Annotated in this window: 15 protein-coding genes; 4 read left to right on the top strand and 11 right to left on the bottom strand. The window is 72.5% G+C overall.

The window, feature by feature from the left end; genetic code table 11:
* Positions 1–21 precede the first annotated feature (21 nt).
* From ACFC0G_RS21725 to ACFC0G_RS21750, 6 genes are all read right to left on the bottom strand, one after another.
* A complete protein-coding gene (locus ACFC0G_RS21725) occupies positions 22–870 on the bottom strand; it encodes a siderophore-interacting protein (protein WP_376405605.1) in 849 nt (282 codons plus the stop codon).
* Between the two features lie 3 nt (positions 871–873).
* Complete coding sequence (locus ACFC0G_RS21730) at positions 874–1,929, bottom strand: ABC transporter substrate-binding protein (protein ID WP_376405608.1); 1,056 nt, start codon at positions 1,927–1,929, stop codon at positions 874–876.
* A gap of 188 nt (positions 1,930–2,117) precedes the next feature.
* Positions 2,118–3,278 (bottom strand): acyl-CoA dehydrogenase family protein, encoded by a 1,161-nt coding sequence (locus tag ACFC0G_RS21735; RefSeq protein WP_376405610.1) that lies wholly within the window; start codon positions 3,276–3,278, stop codon positions 2,118–2,120.
* Positions 3,279–3,286: 8 nt separating this feature from the next.
* On the bottom strand, positions 3,287–4,228 hold the full coding sequence (locus tag ACFC0G_RS21740; RefSeq protein ID WP_376405612.1) for a hydroxymethylglutaryl-CoA lyase: 942 nt from the start codon (positions 4,226–4,228) through the stop codon (positions 3,287–3,289).
* A complete protein-coding gene (locus tag ACFC0G_RS21745; protein ID WP_376405614.1) occupies positions 4,225–6,153 on the bottom strand; it encodes a biotin carboxylase N-terminal domain-containing protein in 1,929 nt (642 codons plus the stop codon). The genes ACFC0G_RS21740 and ACFC0G_RS21745 overlap by 4 nt, the downstream gene beginning before the upstream one ends.
* 14 nt (positions 6,154–6,167) lie before the next feature.
* Positions 6,168–7,775: a carboxyl transferase domain-containing protein gene (locus ACFC0G_RS21750; protein WP_376405616.1), complete on the bottom strand. Its 1,608-nt coding sequence runs from the start codon at positions 7,773–7,775 to the stop codon at positions 6,168–6,170.
* Between the two features lie 87 nt (positions 7,776–7,862).
* Between ACFC0G_RS21750 and ACFC0G_RS21755 the strand changes: the two genes are divergently transcribed.
* Together ACFC0G_RS21755 and ACFC0G_RS21760 are read left to right on the top strand one after the other, a co-directional pair.
* Positions 7,863–8,450, top strand: a complete 588-nt coding sequence (locus ACFC0G_RS21755; RefSeq protein WP_376405618.1) for a TetR/AcrR family transcriptional regulator — start codon at positions 7,863–7,865, stop codon at positions 8,448–8,450.
* A gap of 75 nt (positions 8,451–8,525) precedes the next feature.
* Positions 8,526–9,299 (top strand): phosphatase, encoded by a 774-nt coding sequence (locus ACFC0G_RS21760; protein WP_376405620.1) that lies wholly within the window; start codon positions 8,526–8,528, stop codon positions 9,297–9,299.
* On the opposite strand, the gene ACFC0G_RS21765 is transcribed toward ACFC0G_RS21760, so the two are convergent.
* From ACFC0G_RS21765 to ACFC0G_RS21780, 4 genes are all read right to left on the bottom strand, one after another.
* Positions 9,285–10,316 carry a cation diffusion facilitator family transporter gene (locus ACFC0G_RS21765; protein ID WP_376405622.1) on the bottom strand — a complete coding sequence of 344 codons (1,032 nt, stop codon included), beginning with the start codon at positions 10,314–10,316 and terminating at the stop codon, positions 9,285–9,287. The genes ACFC0G_RS21760 and ACFC0G_RS21765 overlap by 15 nt on opposite strands.
* A gap of 22 nt (positions 10,317–10,338) precedes the next feature.
* A complete protein-coding gene (tesB, locus tag ACFC0G_RS21770) occupies positions 10,339–11,208 on the bottom strand; it encodes an acyl-CoA thioesterase II (protein WP_376405624.1) in 870 nt (289 codons plus the stop codon).
* 5 nt (positions 11,209–11,213) lie between these two features.
* Positions 11,214–12,371 carry an acyl-CoA dehydrogenase family protein gene (locus ACFC0G_RS21775; protein ID WP_376405626.1) on the bottom strand — a complete coding sequence of 386 codons (1,158 nt, stop codon included), beginning with the start codon at positions 12,369–12,371 and terminating at the stop codon, positions 11,214–11,216.
* 80 nt (positions 12,372–12,451) lie between these two features.
* Positions 12,452–13,672 (bottom strand): helix-turn-helix domain-containing protein, encoded by a 1,221-nt coding sequence (locus ACFC0G_RS21780; RefSeq protein WP_376405628.1) that lies wholly within the window; start codon positions 13,670–13,672, stop codon positions 12,452–12,454.
* 165 nt (positions 13,673–13,837) lie between these two features.
* Here ACFC0G_RS21780 and ACFC0G_RS21785 point away from each other — a divergent pair, with 165 nt between their 5' ends.
* Positions 13,838–14,443: a hypothetical protein gene (locus ACFC0G_RS21785; protein ID WP_376405630.1), complete on the top strand. Its 606-nt coding sequence runs from the start codon at positions 13,838–13,840 to the stop codon at positions 14,441–14,443.
* Between the two features lie 93 nt (positions 14,444–14,536).
* Here ACFC0G_RS21785 and ACFC0G_RS21790 read toward each other — a convergent pair whose 3' ends face one another.
* Positions 14,537–16,021, bottom strand: coding sequence for a PucR family transcriptional regulator (locus ACFC0G_RS21790; RefSeq protein WP_376405772.1), 1,485 nt, complete (start codon positions 16,019–16,021; stop codon positions 14,537–14,539).
* 186 nt (positions 16,022–16,207) lie between these two features.
* Between ACFC0G_RS21790 and ACFC0G_RS21795 the strand changes: the two genes are divergently transcribed.
* On the top strand, positions 16,208–17,686 hold the full coding sequence (locus ACFC0G_RS21795) for a sodium:solute symporter (RefSeq protein ID WP_376405632.1): 1,479 nt from the start codon (positions 16,208–16,210) through the stop codon (positions 17,684–17,686).
* Positions 17,687–17,702: the final 16 nt, after the last annotated feature.

A 17,702-nucleotide genomic window follows, 5' to 3' on the forward strand; every position in this document is an offset into this window, starting at 1 on the left:
GGAGGGCGGGGGAGGGAGGGGTTACGCGTCTTCCTGCGTCTCGTCCGGCACCTCGCGCAGCGCGTCCTCGGACAGGCCCTTGCGCCAGTAGCCGACGAACGTCACCCGGCGGCGGTCGAGTTCGCGCTCGCGCACGAAGTGGCGGCGCAGCGCCTTCACCGCGCCGGACTCGCCCGCGATCCACACGTACGGGGCCTCACCGGGGAGTTCGACCCCGCGCACCGCGTCCACGGCGGACGGCGCCCCCTCCTCCTGTACGAGCCAGGTGACCGTGGCGTCCGCCTCGGTCGCGAGGTCCATGCGGTCGCCGGAGTACGGCACTTCGAGGAACACCTGCGCGCGGGTCTCGGCCGGGAGCCACTCCAGGATCGCCGAGGCGGCCGGCAGGGCCGTCTCGTCCGCCCAGATCAGTACGGAGTCGGCGTCCTCGGGCAGCTGGAAGCGGACGCCCGTGTTCGCGGCGACCGCCGGGCCGAGGACGACCACGCGGTCGCCCGGCGTGGCCTGCGCGGCCCAGCGGCAGGCCGGTCCGCCGTCCTCGTGGATCGCGAAGTCGATGTCCATCTCGTTCGGGTCCGTGCGCTGCTCGCGGACCGTGTACGAGCGCATCACGGCCCGCTCGCCGTCGGGCATCGCCCGCCACGCGCCCAGGATCGCGTACATGTCCGGGTCGTCCAGCGGCGGCAGGACGGGCGCCTCCTGGCCGGGGTGCGGCAGGAAGAGGGAGAGCGACTGGTCGCGGCCCCCGGCGGCGAACCTCTTCAGGTCCTCGCCGGTGAAGGTGACGCGGACCAGCGACGGGCCGAGCCGCCGGGTCCGGTCGACCTGGAGGGAGAAGAACTGGAAGGGGGCGGTCTCGGCGGTCGTCACGGGTCAGGACACCTTCTTCGCGTTCTCCAGGGCCTTCGCCAGGTCCTCCAGGAGCGGGGCGCACTTGGCGTAGGAGTAGACGGGCTCGGTCACGCGCGGGATCACCTGGCCGGCCTTGACGGCGGGCAGCGCGCCCCAGGTCGGCTTGGCCTTCAGCTGCTCGGGCTGGAGGGTGCCGGTGCGGTTGTCGAGCATGATGACGTCGGCCTGGTACTTGTCGACGTTCTCCCAGCTGAGGCCCTCGAACCAGCCGCCCTGGTCCAGCTTGGTCGGGACGACCAGGTTGACGCCGAGCTCCTTGAAGAAGAGCGTGTCGGTCGGGCGGGCCGGGGTGGAGACGTAGAAGAGGTCGGGGGAGCCGGAGCCGATCAGGACCTTGATGTCCTTCTTGCTCTTGGCGGCCTTGCGGACGCGCTCGGCGGCGGCCTCGAAGCGGGCCTTGTCGGCCTTGATCTGCGCGGTCTGCACGTCGGCGCCGAGCGAGGCGGCCAGGTCGGCATGGCGCTGGAGGACGGCCGGCATCGACAGGTCCGAGGCCCACAGGGCGACGCTCGGGGCGATCTTGAGGATCTTGTCCTTCTGCTCCGCCGGGACGTACCAGAGGTCGTTCTTCTCCCACATGTCCGTGACGAGGACCTCGGGGTTCAGCTTGAGGTACTCCTCGATCTTGAACTCGCCCCAGACGTTGCCGATGACCGCGACCTTGTCGATGTCGAGGTCGCCCGCCTGGACGTCCGGCTTCCTCGCCTTGGTCTTCGGGTCCTCGACGTAGGTCGGGCCGAAGACGCCGACGACCTCGACGCCGAAGTCGTGCAGGGCGGCGGCGGTGCCGGTGAAGGCGACGATCCGCTTCGGGGTGGTCTTCGCCTTCACGGTCAGGCCACGGTCGTCCTTGAACTCCCAGGAACCGGACTTGGCCGAGGCGGAGGGGGCCGTCGCGCCGCCGTCCTTCTTCGTGTCGCTGCCGCAGGCGGCGAGCGCGGCGCCGAGCCCGAGGGCACCGCCCGCGGCCAGCAGGCCGCGACGGGTGAGACGGGTGGCGCGGGCGGTGCTGGGCATGGCGGAGTCGCTTTCGGTACGAGCAGGGGTCGGCCGAAGTGGGGCCGAAATGCTGGGCCAAGGTAAGTCGAAGGTAGGTTAGCCTAACCAAACGTCGATCAGTAGGGGTGGGGGCGTGAGGCGTGGATCACGCGAAGGAGCCCGCCGCCCCGGGTGGGGGTGACGGGCTCCTTCGGTGCGTCGGTGGATCAGGCCGGAAGGCCCAACTCCCGCGCGATCAGCATGCGCTGGACCTCGCTCGTGCCCTCGCCGATCTCCAGGATCTTCGAGTCGCGCCACATGCGGGCCACCGGGTACTCGTTCATGAAGCCGTAGCCGCCGTGGATCTGGGTCGCCTCACGGGCGTTGTCCACCGCCACCGTGGAGGAGTACAGCTTCGCGATCGCCGCCTCCTTCTTGAACGGCTCGCCGAGGACGAGCCGTGAGGCCGCGTCCCGCCAGCCGATCCGGGACATGTGAGCCTTCGTCTCCATGTCGGCGATCTTGAACTGGATCGCCTGGTTGTCGGCGATCGGCCGGCCGAAGGCGTGGCGCTCGTGCGCGTACTTCACCGACTCGTCCACACAGCCCTGCGCGAGCCCGGTGGCGAGCGCTGCGATCGCGACCCGGCCCTCGTCCAGGATCCGCAGGAACTGCGCGTAACCGCGGCCCTCTTCGCCGAGCAGGTTCTCCACGGGGACGCGGACGTCGGAGAAGGAGAGCTCCCGGGTGTCCGAGGCGTTCCAGCCGACCTTCGAGTACGGGGCGGCGACCGTGAAGCCCGGCGTGCCGGACGGGACGATGATCGAGGAGATCAGCGGGCGGCCGTCGGGCTTGCGGCCGGTGACCGCCGTGACCGTCACCAGACCCGTGATGTCCGTACCGGAGTTGGTGATGAAGCACTTCGAGCCGTTGATGACCCAGTGGTCGCCGTCCCGGACGGCGGTGGTGCGGGTGCCGCCGGCGTCGCTGCCCGCGCCCGGCTCCGTCAGACCGAAGGCGCCCAGCATCTCGCCGCTGGTCAGCTTCGGCAGCCACTCCCGCTTCTGCTCCTCCGTGCCGAAACGGAAGACCGGCATGGCGCCGAGGGAGACGCCCGCCTCCAGCGTGATGGCGACGGAGGAGTCGACCCGGGCGAGCTCCTCCAGGGCGATGCCGAGCGCGAGGTAGTCACCGCCCATGCCGCCGTACTCCTCGGGGAACGGCAGCCCGAACAGGCCCATGCGGCCCATCTCGGCGACGATCTCGTACGGGAACTCGTGCCGCTCGTAGTAGTCGCCGATCTTCGGGGCGACGACGTCGTGCGCGAAGGCCTCGACGGTACGGCGGAGTTCCTCGTGCTCTTCGGTGAGCCGGTGGTCGAGGGACATGGGTTTCGTCACTCCTTGTGGGAGAGGGCGCGGACGGTACGGGAAGGGCTGGGCCGGCCCAGCTGTTCGGCCATCCACCCGCTCGTGGCGGTGAGGGCGGCCAGATCGACCCCGGTCTCGATGCCGAGACCGTCGAGCATCCACACGAGGTCCTCGGTGGCGAGATTGCCGGTCGCGCTCTTCGCGTACGGGCAGCCGCCGAGGCCGCCGGCGGAGGCGTCGACCGTGGTCACCCCGTGCCGCAGCGCGGTGAGGGTGTTGGACAGGGCCTGTCCGTAGGTGTCGTGGAAGTGCACGGCGATACGGGAGGCGGGGACCCCGGCCTCGTCGAGCGCGGCCAGGAGCGCCTGGACGTGGCCCGGGGTGGCGACACCGATGGTGTCGCCCAGGCTCAGCTCGTCGCAGCCCATCTCGGCGAGGGCCTTCGTGACGCGGACGACCTGCTCGATCGGGACGGCGCCCTCCCAGGGGTCGCCGAAGCACATCGACAGATAGCCGCGGACCTTGAGCCCCGCCTCTATGGCGCGGGTGACCGTCGGCGCGAAGAGCGCGAGCGCCTCGTCGACGGTCCGGTTGAGGTTGGCCTTCGCGAAGGACTCCGTCGCGGAGGCGAAGACCGCGATCTCCCGCGCCCCGAGCGCGAGGGCCCGGTCGAGACCGCGCTCGTTCGGCACGAGGACCGGGAGGCGGACGGGCAGGTCGCGGACGAGCGGGAACAGCTCCTCGGCGTCCGCCAGTTGGGGCACCCACTTCGGGTGCACGAAGCTGGTCGCCTCGACCGTGTCCAGGCCGGCGGCGGCGAGCCGCCGGATGAACTCGGCCTTCACGGCGGTCGGGACGGCCGACTTCTCGTTCTGCAGCCCGTCGCGGGCCCCGACCTCGTGGATCCGCACCCGGGCGGGCAGAGCGGGGTCGCGCACGGTCATGGGCAGACCCAGGCCCGTGGTCATGATTCCTCCCGGGGGGCGACGACGGCCAGGATCTGGTCCATGGCGACGGTGGAACCGGGCGTGACGTCGAGCTCGGTGACGGTGCCGGCGTGCGGGGCGGAGATGACGTGCTCCATCTTCATCGCCTCGACGACGAGCAGGCTCTGCCCGGCCTCGACCTCGTCCCCGACGGCCACCTTGACGACGGTGACGGTGCCGGGCATCGGCGCGGCGAGCGTGTCCGCCCCACCGTGCCGGGCCCCGCTGAGCGCGGCCTCGACGGGGTCGTGGTCGAGCACGTGCCAGGAATCGCCGTCCCGGCCGAGCCAGTTGCCGCTGCGGTGGAAGTGATGGGTGAGCCCGTCGAGCGTGACCGTCACGGCGGTGTCCGTGACCCGGGCGCCGCCCGGCGCCTCGACCGTCACGGGTTCGAGTCCCGGGACGCGTACGGGGAAGGGCAGCGGGGCCGGACGCCCGCCGAGCCGCCAGCCGCTCGGGACCGAGAAGGGGTCCGCCCAGCCGTCCCGGGGCGCCGGGGTCAGCTCCGCCAGCCGTACGGCCGCCGCCGCCGCGTACACCTCTTCCGGGACGCCCGACGGGACCAGGCTTTCCGCTTCCCGTTCCACCAAGCCCGTGTCCAGGGCACCGGAGACGACGTCCGGGTGGGCCAGCAGCCTCCGCAGGAAGCCCGCGTTCGTGGGGACGCCGAGGGTGACCGTGTCGGCGAGGGCAGCGCGCAGCCGGCGCAGGGCCGTGGGGCGGTCCGGGGCGTGGACGATGACCTTCGACAGCATCGGGTCGTACAGGGACGAGACCTCCGTGCCCTGCGACAGGCCCGAGTCCGTACGGACGCCCTGCCCCTGCGGTTCGTTCAGGGCGAGCACCGTGCCACCCGAGGGGAGGAAGCCCCGCGAGGGGTCCTCCGCGCAGATGCGGGCCTCGATCGCCCAGCCGGTCAGCGTGATGTCCGACTGCGCGAACGGGAGCGGCTCGCCCGCGGCGACCCGCAGCTGCCACTCCACCAGGTCGACGCCGGTGATCAGCTCCGTCACCGGGTGCTCGACCTGGAGGCGGGTGTTCATCTCCATGAAGTAGTACGCCGACGGGTCGACGCCCGGGACGATGAACTCGACCGTGCCCGCGCCCACATAGCCGCAGGAGCGCGCCGCCTCGACGGCCGCCGCGCCCATCGACGCCCGGACCTCCGGGGTGAGGAGCACGGACGGCGCCTCTTCGATGATCTTCTGGTGGCGGCGCTGGAGCGAGCACTCGCGCTCGCCCAGGTGGATCACGTTCCCGTGGGTGTCCGCGAGGACCTGGATCTCGATGTGCCGCGGCCGGTCGATCCACCGCTCCACGAGCAGCGTGTCGTCACCGAACGAGGCCCGCGCCTCCCGGCGGGCCGCCGCGATCTCCTCCTCCAGGACCGCCAGGTCCCGGACGAGCCGCATGCCCTTGCCGCCGCCGCCGGCGGACGGCTTGAGGAGGACGGGTGCGCCCAGCTCGCGGGCCGCCTCGACCAGTTCGGGGTCGGCCGCGCCGGGGACGACGGGCACGCCCGCCGCCTTCACGGTCTCCTTCGCCCGGATCTTGTCGCCCATCAGGGCGATCGCCTCGGCGGTCGGGCCGATGAAGACCAGACCCGCGTCGGCGCACGCCCGCGCGAAGCCGGCGTTCTCCGCGAGGAAGCCGTACCCCGGGTGCACGGCCTGCGCCCCGGTGCGGGCGGCGGCGTCGAGGAGGGCCGGGACGGACAGGTACGACTCGGCGGCCGGCGGCGGACCGATCCGTACCGCCGTGTCCGCCTCCCGTACGTGCCGGGCGTCGGCGTCCGCGTCGCTGTAGACGGCCACCGACCGCACGCCCATCTCCCGCAGGGTGCGGATGACGCGGACGGCGATCTCTCCTCGGTTGGCCACCAGCACGGTGTCGAACATGCTGCGCATCTCTTGGGAGCCCTTCACATCCGGAAGACGCCGAACTGGGGGTCACCCAGCGGCGCGTTGGCACAGGCGGTCAGGGCGAGGCCGAGGACCTGCCGGGTCTCCAGCGGGTCGATGACCCCGTCGTCCCAGAGCCGGGCGCTCGCGTAGTAGGCGCTGCCCTGGGTCTCGTACTGCTCGCGGATCGGAGCCTTGAAGGCCTCCTCGTCCTCCGCGCTCCACTCGTCGCCGAGCTGGTCCCGCTTGACCGTCGCGAGGACGGACGCGGCCTGCTCGCCGCCCATGACGGAGATCTTGGCGTTGGGCCACATCCACAGGAAGCGCGGCGAGTACGCCCGGCCGCACATCGAGTAGTTGCCCGCGCCGTACGAACCGCCGACGACGACCGTCAGCTTCGGGACCCGGGTGGTGGCCACGGCCGTGACCATCTTGGCGCCGTGCTTGGCGATGCCGCCGTGCTCGTACGCCTTGCCGACCATGAAGCCGGTGATGTTCTGGAGGAAGACGAGCGGGATCCCGCGCTGGTCGCACAGCTCGATGAAGTGCGCGCCCTTCTGGGCGGACTCGGCGAACAGGATGCCGTTGTTGGCGACGATCCCGACCGGGTGGCCGTGGATGCGGGCGAAGCCGGTGATCAGCGTCTGCCCGTACTCGGACTTGAACTCCTGGAAGCGGGAGCCGTCCACGACCCGGGCGATCACCTCGCGCACGTCGTACGGGGTGCGGGAGTCCACCGGCACCGCGCCGTACAGCCCGGCGGGGTCGACCTTCGGCTCCTCGGGCCGCTCGACCGACCAGGGGAGCGGGCCGCGCTCGGGGAGCGTCGCGACGATGTTCCGGACGATCCGCAGGGCGTGCGCGTCGTCCTCCGCGAGGTGGTCGGTGACGCCGGAGATCCGCGAGTGGACCTCGCCGCCGCCGAGCTCCTCCGCCGTGACGACCTCGCCGGTCGCCGCCTTCACCAGCGGCGGACCGCCCAGGAAGATCGTGCCCTGGTTCCGTACGATCACGGCCTCGTCGCTCATCGCCGGGACGTACGCGCCGCCCGCCGTGCACGAGCCGAGGACCGCCGCGATCTGCGGGATGCCGGCGCCCGACATCCGGGCCTGGTTGTAGAAGATCCGCCCGAAGTGCTCCCGGTCGGGGAAGACCTCGTCCTGCATGGGCAGGAACGCGCCGCCCGAGTCGACCAGGTAGAGGCAGGGGAGACGGTTCTCCAGCGCCACCTCCTGGGCGCGCAGGTGCTTCTTCACGGTCATCGGGTAGTACGTGCCGCCCTTGACCGTGGCGTCGTTCGCGACGATCACGCACTCGCGGCCCGAGACCCGGCCGATGCCGGCGATGACGCCGGCGGCCGGGGCCTGGTCGCCGTACATCCCGTTCGCCGCGAGCGGGGCCAGCTCCAGGAACGGAGAGCCCGGGTCGAGGAGCGTGTCCACGCGGTCCCGCGGCAGCAGCTTCCCGCGCGCCGTGTGCCGGGCGCGGGACTTCTCACCGCCCCCCAGCGCGGCGGCGGCGAGCTTGGCGCGCAGGGTCGCGGCCAGCTCGTGGTGCGCTGCCTCGTTGGCCTGCCAGGCCGCGGACGCGGGATCCGCCGCGCTCGTCAGCACAGGTGCCTGCTGCATCCCTCGAGCTCCCTTGCTCGGTTAATGAGCGTTAACGTATGCCGCTCAGGTTAACGACCGCTAACCGGGTTGTCTAGAATCGATCGCATGACCACGACCGCCAGGACCACCGCACCGACGCGACGCGAGCAGATCCTCAAAGAGGCCGCCCGCCTGTTCGCCGAGCGCGGCTTCCACGGCGTGGGCGTGGACGAGATAGGAGCGGCCGTCGGCATCAGCGGCCCCGGGCTCTACCGCCACTTCCCCGGCAAGGACGCGATGCTCGCCGAGCTGCTCGTCGGGATCAGCGAGCGGCTCCTCACCGGCGGGCGCATCCGGGTCGGCGAGACCACCGGCGACCCGGAGGCCGTCCTCGCCTCCCTCGTCGACGGGCACATCGACTTCGCCCTCGACGACCGGCCGCTGATCACGCTCCACGACCGGGAGCTCGACCGGCTCAAGGACGAGGACCGCAAGCGGGTGCGGCAGCTCCAGCGCCAGTACGTGGAGCTGTGGGTGCCGGTGGTGCGGGAGCTGTACCCGGCCGTCGGCGAGGCCGAGGTGCGGACCACCGTCCACGCCGTCTTCGGGCTCCTGAACTCGACCCCGCACCTGGCCGCACTCGGGCGCGAACCGATGGAGGCGCTGCTGCGCCGGCTGGCGCACGGGGCGTTCGGAGCGCTGGGGGCCGAGTAGGGCGCGACGGGGTCCGGGGTCCGTAGTCCGGGACGGGCTGCTCGTCACAGAGCGCACTCGGACAGAATGAACCCCATGCCGATACTCAGCCGCCCCGCCCTTGTCGAGCACCTCGTCCGCACCCGGATCGCCGGAGACGTGGCCACGCCGCGCGACAACAACCTGTCCCACTACAGAAAGCTCGCCAACGGCGACCGGCACTACTGGCTCGGTCTGGAGCTGGGCGACCGCTGGGCCGACGAGCAGGACGTGCTCGCCGTGATGGCCGAGCGGTGCGGGGTCGTCGACGACCCGGCCCACCGGACCGGCCAGGACACCATCGACCCCGAGCTGACCGTCGACGGCCTCGACCGGATGGCCGCCCGCCTCCGCAAGGCCGCCGCCGGCAAGGAGCGGGTCCTCTTCGCGACCGGTCACCCGGGCGCGCTCATCGACGTCCACAGCCGGGTCGCCGCCGCGCTGCGCGCCCAGGGCTGCGACATCGTCCGCATCCCCGGCGGGCTGATCGCCGACGAGGGGTACGTCGTGCAGTTCGCCGACGTCGCCGTCTTCGAGCGCGGTGCCACCCTCTGGCACACCCACTCCCCGGAGCCGATGAACGCGATCCTCGACGCGCTCGGCGAGGAGGGCCGCCCCGACCTGGTCATCGCGGACCACGGCTGGGCCGGGCGTGCGGGCCAGCGTGGCATCGACTCCGTCGGTTACGCGGACTGCAACGACCCCGCCCTCTTCATCGGGGAGGCCGAGGGCACGATGCAGGTCACGATCCCGCTCGACGACCACGTCGTCGACCCCCGCTTCTACGAGCCGATGACGGCGTACACGCTGGACGCCTCAGGCCTGCTCTGAGGGATCCGAGGGCCTGGCCCGGAGCTGGCCCAGGCCCGGCGTCGGGTCCAGGTACACCCGGCGGATCGACGGGAAGCGCTCGCGGAGCTGGGCCTCGGCGTCCTCGCAGGTCCATTCGATCTGTTCCGCCGAGGCCACGTCCCGGAAGTCGATCTTCGCGGCGATCAGAACCTCGGAGGGCCCCTGGATGAGGGTCGTCAGCTCGACGACGTCCACGATGTGCGGGACGGTGAGCAGTTCCTCGCGGACCGCGTCCCGCAGGGACCGGGGGAGCGGGCGGCCGATGAGGAGTTCGGCGTTGGAGCGGCCGAGGACCCAGGCCACGTACACGAGCAGGAAGCCGATGAGGATCGAGGCGACGCCGTCCCAGACGCCGGAGCCGGTGATCTGGCCGCCGAGGAGGCCGCCCGCCGCCAGCATCAGTCCGGCGAGGGCGGCGGAGTCCTCCATGACCACCGCCTTGACGGTGGTGTCCGCGGTGTACCGGAGGTAGCGGCCGAGCGGGGTCTTCATCCGCTCCGCCTCGGCCTGGACCTGCTTGATCCCGGTCCGCAGGGAGTAGCCCTCCAGGAGGAAGGCGACGCCGAGGACGATGTAGGAGACGAGCGGGTCGCCGAGCTCCTCGCCGTGGACGAGGGTGTGGATGCCGTCGTAGATGGAGAAGACCGCGCCGCCGACGAAGGTCGCGACGGCCGCCAGCATCGCCCACACGTACCGTTCGCCCGCGTATCCGACGGGATGCTCCTCGTCGGCCGGTTTGTCGCTCCGCTTGAGCGCGGTGAGCAGCATGCCCTCGGTGACGGTGTCGGCGACCGAGTGGGCCGCCTCCGACAGCATCGCGCTCGATCCGCTGATGATGCCGGCGACGGCCTTGGCGACGGCGATCCCGAGGTTCGCCGCCGCCGCCACGATCACCGTGACGGTGCTCTCGCCGTTCCCCGGGCTCTCGCCGGTGCCCGCGTGCTCGCCGTTTCCCGCGCGCTCGCCGGTCCCCGTGCTTTCGCCGTTATCCGCCATGACCGGACGGTATGTCCGATCATCAGCGCGGAACGCGAACGACACCCTCCTGGATGACGGAGATGGCCAGCTTCCCGTCCTGCGTCCAGATCCGGGCCTGGCCGAGTCCGCGTCCGCCGGAGGCGGAGGGCGACTCCTGGTCGTAGAGCAGCCATTCGTCGGCCCGGAAGGGCCGGTGGAACCACATGGCGTGGTCGAGGGAGGCCCCGACCACGTCCCCGACGGCCCAGCCGCCCCGCCCGTGCGCGAGCAGGACGGAGTCGAGCAGCGTCATGTCGGAGACGTACGTCGCCAGGCAGACGTGCAGCAGGTGGTCGTCGGCCAGCTTGCCGTTCGTACGGAACCACACCTGCGAGCGCGGCTCGCGCGGTTCCCCGACGGAGCCCCAGGGCGGGGTGTCGGCGTACCGCAGGTCCACCGCCGCCCGCGCCTCGACCAGCCGTTCCGCGACCTCCGCCGGCAGGTGCCGGGGAAGCATCTCGGCGGCCGTCGGCAGCGACTCCGGGTCCGGCGCGGCCGGCATGTCCGCCTGGTGGTCGAGCCCCTCCTCGTACGCCTGGAAGGAGGCGGAGAGGTGGAAGATCGGCTGGCCGTGCTGGACGGCGACGACCCGGCGGGTGGTGAAGGAGCGGCCGTCGCGGATGCGGTCGACCGTGTAGACGATCGGCGCGCCCGGGTCCCCGGGGCGCAGGAAGTACGCGTGCAGGGAGTGTGCGAGCCGGTCCTCGGGCACGGTGCGGCCCGCCGCCACCAGCGCCTGGGCGGCCACCTGGCCGCCGAAGACGCGGGGGACGAGCGCGGAGCGGGACTCCCCGCGGAAGATGTCCCGCTCGATCCGCTCCAGGTCGAGCAGATCGAGCAGGGCATCCAGTGCGTCGTGCGGTTCGGGCACCTGGACTACAGGCCCATCGACTTCGCGATGATCGACTTCATGATCTCGCTGGTGCCGCCGTAGATGCGGTTGACGCGGTTGTCGGCGTACAGGCGGGCGATCGGGTACTCGTTCATGTAGCCGTAGCCGCCGTGCAGCTGGAGGCAGCGGTCGATGACGCGGTGCGCGACCTCGGTGCAGAAGAGCTTGGCGCTCGCGGCCTCGGCCGGGGACAGCTCGCCGGCGTCCAGGGCCTCCAGGGCGCGGTCGGCGACGGCCTCGGCCGCGTCCACCTCGGCCTGGCAGGCGGCCAGCTCGAACTTGGTGTTCTGGAAGTGCGCGACCGGCTTGCCGAAGACGGTGCGGTCCTGCACGTAGTCCTTGGCGAAGCGGACGGCGGCCTTGGCCTGGGCGTAGGCGCCGAAGGCGATGCCCCAGCGCTCGGAGGCCAGGTTGTGGCCGAGGTAGGAGAAGCCCTTGCCCTCCTCGCCCATCAGGTCCTCGACCGGCACCTTGACGTCGACGAAGGCCAGCTCGGCCGTGTCGGAGGTGCGCAGGCCCAGCTTGTCCAGCTTGCGGCCGATGGAGTAGCCCTCGGACTTGGTGTCCACGGCGAAGAGGGAGATGCCGAAGCGGCGGTCCTCGGCCGACGGGGCGGACGTCCGGGCGCAGACGATCACGCGGTCGGCGTGGACGCCACCGGTGATGAAGGTCTTCGAGCCGTTGAGGACGTAGTGCGTGCCGTCCTCGGAGAGCTTGGCGGTGGTCTTCATGCCCGCGACGTCGGAGCCGGTGCCCGGCTCGGTCATCGCCAGCGCCCACATCTCCTCGCCGGTGACGAACTTCGGCAGGTAGCGCTTCTTCTGCTCGTCGGTGGAGAGCATCTTGATGTAGGGGAGGGCGAGCAGCACGTGCACGCCGGAGCCGCCGAAGGCCACGCCCGCGCGCGAGGTCTCCTCGTACAGGACGGCCTCGAACTTGTGGGTGTCCAGGCCCGCGCCGCCGAACTCCTCGGGCACGTTGATGCCGAAGATGCCCAGCTCGCCGAGCTTGTCGTAGAACTCGCGCGGCGCCTGGCCCGCCGCGAACCACTCGTCGTAGACGGGGACGACCTCGGCCTCGATGAAGGCGCGGATGGTCTCCCGGAACGCCTCGTGGTCCTCGTTGAATACGGTACGGCGCACGGTGCGACTCCTCCGGTGTGCGGGCGGGCCCAGTTGTCTAAGCGCTTGCTCAGTCTGTCGTCAACGAAGTTACCCAGCGGTCACCCACCCTGTCCAGACTCCTCGCCTGTGATCCAGGCCCGCCCCACGGAGTCGTACCCGTACACGGGCCGCCCCTTCGCCCCGCTCGTCCGAAAGGGTGCGCCGTCCTCGTCCCCGATCCGGACCGTGCCCCGGCGCCCCTCCGAGCTCCACTCCAGCTCCAGGTACCAGCGGCAGTCGCACCCCGCCGCCCCCGCCGAGACCAGCAGCTCCTCCGGCTCGGCGGCGCTGACCGCGTACGGGAAGGAGACCGCCGGGAGCGTCCGGCCCTCCTCCCCGGAGGCGTCGTACCCGTCCAGCGCCCGCGCCACCGGCCGCGGCCGGTCCAGGTCCACCTCGAAGAGGCGCGGCGTCACCGCCCCGCCGCACCCGTCGTCCATCCGGTACGCCGCCCACGGCAGCGGCGCGCCCCGCTCCACCACCCGCACGTGCAGCGCCTGGAGCACCACCGCCGCCGCGCCCTTCCCCTGCACCGACACCCGCACCAGCGTCTCCCCGCCGTGCACGGCCCCCCGCGCCGCCGCCCAGCTCCGCGCGTCGGCCGCCTCCGGCGGGGGAGGGGGCGTCCGCTCCACGAGGTAGGTGTGCCCGCACCCGTTCTTCCAGAGGTGCGAGGCGACCGTCCACGTCAGCGGCGCCGGTGGTTCGGCGGCCCGCTCCGGGGTCTTCCCGGGCAGGAGTACGGCTCCGAGCGTCACCGTCCCCACGACCGCCAGCGCCCCGCCGACCACGCCCACCCACCCCCACCGGCGCCTCCGCCGCTCGGACGGGAGGCCCGGCACGCGCGCGTGCACGGGTTCCAGCTCGGGTTCCAGCTCGGGCTCGGGCGCAGGCTCGGGGGCCGGCTCGGACGCAGGCTCCGGGGCCGGGTCGGACTCCGGCGCCGCGGCCGGCTCGGGCTCGGGCTCCGGTGCCGGTTTCGGTTCCGGGCCGGGCGCGGGCTCCGCGTCGGGCTCCGGCACCGGGGGGCGACGGGTGCGGTCCGCGCGGCTCCAGGCCACCTCCAGGGCCCGCCGCTCCTCCTCGCCCGCCCCGCACAGCAGGGCGAGGCGGTCGACCACGGCGAACTCCTCCGGAACGGTCGCGCCGGAGCAGTAGCGGTGGAGGGTGGACGCGCTGACGCTCAGGCGCCGGCCCAGCGCCTCGTAACTCCTGCCGTCCCGCGCCTTCAGCGCGCGCACGAGCCGCGCGAACTCCTCGACGGCGGCGTCCTTCGGCATTCCATCCCCCTCGCCCCTGCGTCCCACGCTTTATGTCCTTGCACGTCAGCGGGGGTGGGATGGTTCCGGGACGGGTGGAGGGCGCGCCGCCGTTGCCCGGGGCGGGCGGGGGCCCCGACGCTGGTGGAAGCACTGACCGAACGACCCGACGGGGGATCCACCACCATGAACAAGCTCCGTACCGCACTCGCCGCCACCGCCGCTGCCGCCCTGGGCCTCGCCGCCCTCGCCACGGGCCCGGCGCAGGCCGCCGCCCAGCCCGCCTTCCTCGCCGCCTCCCAGATGCCGCCGTCGTCGACGCCGTGGACCGCCACCCAGGTCTTCACCGGCGTCCCGGAGAACGGCGGCGCCCTCTGCGCCCCGTACAAGATCCCGGCGCAGAACACCCGCTACCGCGAGTTCAACACCGAGCTCGACACCAACGGCGTCCAGATCACCACCGTCGCCCGCACCGAGGCCGACGCCGTGAAGCTGGTCGACACCCTCCGCAAGGCCCTCGCCGGCTGCGGGCCCCTGCTGGAGCGGCAGAACCCGGGCCTCCACGCCGTCAGCGCCTCCCACGGCAAGCTCGCCGTCGAGGAGGGCGCCTGGGTCTACAGCCTGGACACCGCCGACCCGCAGATCGGCAGCACCGACATCCACCTCTTCTCCGTCGGCCGCGACGGCCGCACCGTCACCCTCGTCCGCTGGGGTCAGATGGGCGACTTCAAGGACGCCCCGCTGACCGCCTTCCGCACGACGACGAAGACCGCCGTCAACAAGCTCTACTGACCCGGGGGCTCCCCCAAGGGCTCACCACGGCTCCGCGGCGACGAGGCCGGAACCCGGGCGCGCCGCTGTCGTGCCCGCGGATCCGGTTCCGGGCTAAACCGTGCCGAGGGCGAACCACAGCTCCATCCGGACGTCCGGGTCGTCCAGGTCCCGCTCCAGGAGCGCGGCGCAGCGGGCGATCCGCTGCCGGACGGTGTTGCGGTGGATGTCCATCGCCGCCGCCGTCCGGTCCCAGCTGCCGTGCAGGGACAGCCAGACGCGCAGGGTCTCTCCGAGCGGTTCCGTCAGAGGGGCGAGCAGCGCGCGGGCGTGGGCGGCGGCCTCGTCCGGGTCCACCAGGGCGGCGATGCCACCCGGGCGGTGCCGGGCCAGGGGCGTCCGGGTGGCCTCCGCCCGGCGCAGGGCCCGGGCCGCCTGCGCGTCGGCGGCGGCGAGCTCCGCCGCCTCGGCGGGCGCACCGACCCCCAGGGTCCAGCCGGGCTGGACGGTCACGGGGGCGGAGGCGGGCAGCAGCAGTCGCACGGTCACGGGGGTGCCGTGGGAAGGGCCGCTGCCCGCCTCCTCCGACGGGGCGGCCTCCACCAGCGGTGTGCCCAGGGCCGCCGCGAGCGCCGTCGCCGCGAACGGGGTGCCGTCGCCGCCGCGGGCGTGGACCACCGTCCAGGGCCCCGCGCCCAGCGCCCCCGCGACCTCCTCCGGGGCCGCGCCCAGGAGGAGCCGCACCAGGACCCCGTCCCGTACCGTCACGTCCGCGCCCCGGTGCGGGGCCGTCAGGAGCGACAGCAGCACCACGGCGACGCCCGCGATCGTGTGGTCGCCGGGATCGCGCCGCTCCGCCGCCACCCCGAGCGTCAGCCCGTCCCCGCCGCCCAGCGCGTACGCGGCGAGCCGGAGCCCGCCGCCGTCCCCGCTCGCCGAGGCGGGACCGCCGGGTCGCGGCCCGAGGACCCCCACCAGCTCGCGCAGCGCCCGCGCCGCCTCCGCCGGGATCGCCCGGCCCGCCGCCGTCGACTCCGTACCGTCCGCCCCGAACAGCACTGCCCGCCCGCCCAGCCGGGACGCCAGCGCGCCGAGCACCGCCGGGACCGGGGCGGGCCGGGCCGCGGCCGTCGCCAGGGACTGCTGCGCCTCCGTCACCCGGCGCAGCTCGTGCAGCCGGGCCTCCGCCATGAGCCGCCACAGCGCCCGGGCCACCGCCGTGAACGGGGTCTTCGGCGGCACCTCGACCAGCGGGAGGCCGTGCCGGGCGCAGGCCTCGACGAGCTCCGCCGGGACCGTGTCGTAGACGGGCGTCACCCCGAAACCGAGCGCCGCCGCCCCCGCCTCCACCACGCGGGAGACGTAGTGCGCCGGGTCGGTGAGCAGGACGCCGGCCGTCATGAGCAGCTCGCCGCCGAGGAGGTACGGATACGGGTCGGCCATCTCCGAGGTGTGCACCCAGTGGAGCGGGACGTCCTCGGACCCGGTGAGCAGCCGGAGCCCGAGGTCCCGGCGGGCGAGCAGCGCGGACAGCGGGACCGGTGGCGCCGGGGGAGTGGAGGCCGGATCCACAGGGGGCGTGGGAGTCGTCGGGGGCATGGACGTCATGGGCCTTTCGTACATCCCCCGCCCGGACAGTGGAGGAAACGTACACTTCTTCGTCGCATTCCGGCCACCTACTGTCGTGACATCCCAGAGCCGCGGGTACGGGCGGATGTCCCCGCGATCAGCACCTGGGTCATTCCCCCGCACGACACGCCACCGAGGTTCGCGAAGGAGGGCCGCATGGCCGTCGACTACACAGTGATCGCCCTGTATCTGGCCGGCATGCTGGCGATGGGCTGGTGGGGCATGCGCCGCGCCAAGTCCAAGAGCGAGTTCCTGGTCGCGGGCCGCCGCCTCGGGCCCTGGATGTACTCCGGGACGATGGCCGCCATCGTCCTCGGCGGCGCCTCCACCATCGGCGGTGTCGGGCTCGGCTACAAGTACGGCCTCTCGGGCGCCTGGATGGTCTTCGCCATCGGCCTCGGCCTGCTCGCCCTCTCCGTCTTCTTCTCCGCCCGGATCGCGCGGCTGAAGGTCTACACCGTCTCCGAGATGCTCGACCTGCGCTACGGCGGCCGGGCCGGCGTCATCTCGGGCGTCGTCATGTGGGCGTACACGCTGATGCTCGCGGTCACCTCGACCATCGCCTACGCCACGATCTTCGACGTCCTCTTCGACCTCCCCCGGACGCTCGCGATCATCCTCGGCGGCACCATCGTCGTCGCCTACTCGACGCTCGGCGGCATGTGGTCGATCACCATCACCGACATGGTCCAGTTCGTGGTGAAGACCATCGGCGTGCTGCTCCTGCTCCTGCCGATCGCCGTCGTCAAGGCCGGCGGCTTCGCCGAGATGAAGGCCGCGCTGCCCACCTCGTACTTCGAGCCCCTCGGCATCGGCGGCGAGACGATCTTCACGTACGTGCTGATCTACACCTTCGGCATGCTCATCGGCCAGGACATCTGGCAGCGGGTCTTCACCGCCCGCACCGACAAGGTCGCCAAGTGGGGCGGCACCGTCGCCGGCACCTACTGTCTGCTGTACGCGCTGGCCGGCGCCGTCATCGGCACCGCGGCCAAGGTGCTCTACCCGAACCTGCCCAGCGCCGACGACGCCTTCGCCACCATCGTCAAGGACGAGCTGCCGATGGGCGTCCGGGGCCTCGTCCTCGCCGCCGCGCTCGCCGCCGTCATGTCCACCTCCTCGGGCGCGCTCATCGCCTGCGCCACCGTCGCCAACAACGACATCTGGTCGCGGCTGCGCGGCACCGCGACCGCGGACAAGGACGACCACGACGAAGTGAAGGGCAACCGCCTCTTCATCCTGATCATGGGCGTCGCGGTCATCGTCATCGCCATCGCCCTGAACGACGTCGTGCAGGCCCTCACCGTCGCCTACAACCTGCTGGTCGGCGGGCTCCTCGTGCCGATCCTCGGCGGCCTGCTCTGGCGCCGCGGCACCGTCCAGGGCGCCCTCGCCGCGGTCACCGTCGGCGGTCTCGCCGTCATTGGCCTGATGTGGACTTACGGAATCCTGGCAAATGAGCCTGTTTACTATGGTTTGTTGGCCTCGCTCGCCGCGTATGTGATCGTTTCCCTGGCGACCCGCCCGACGGACGCGGCCGTGCTCGCGAACTGGCGAGCCCGGCTCGCGGGCCAGGACACCACCGGAGCACCCGAGCCGGAGGCCGGGCCCGTCCCGGTGGCCGCGACCGGCTGAACCACCCGCACCACCG

Origin of the sequence: Streptomyces sp. NPDC056169 (genome assembly GCF_042268445.1) — a bacterium.
Taxonomy (GTDB): Bacteria; Actinomycetota; Actinomycetes; order Streptomycetales; family Streptomycetaceae; genus Streptomyces.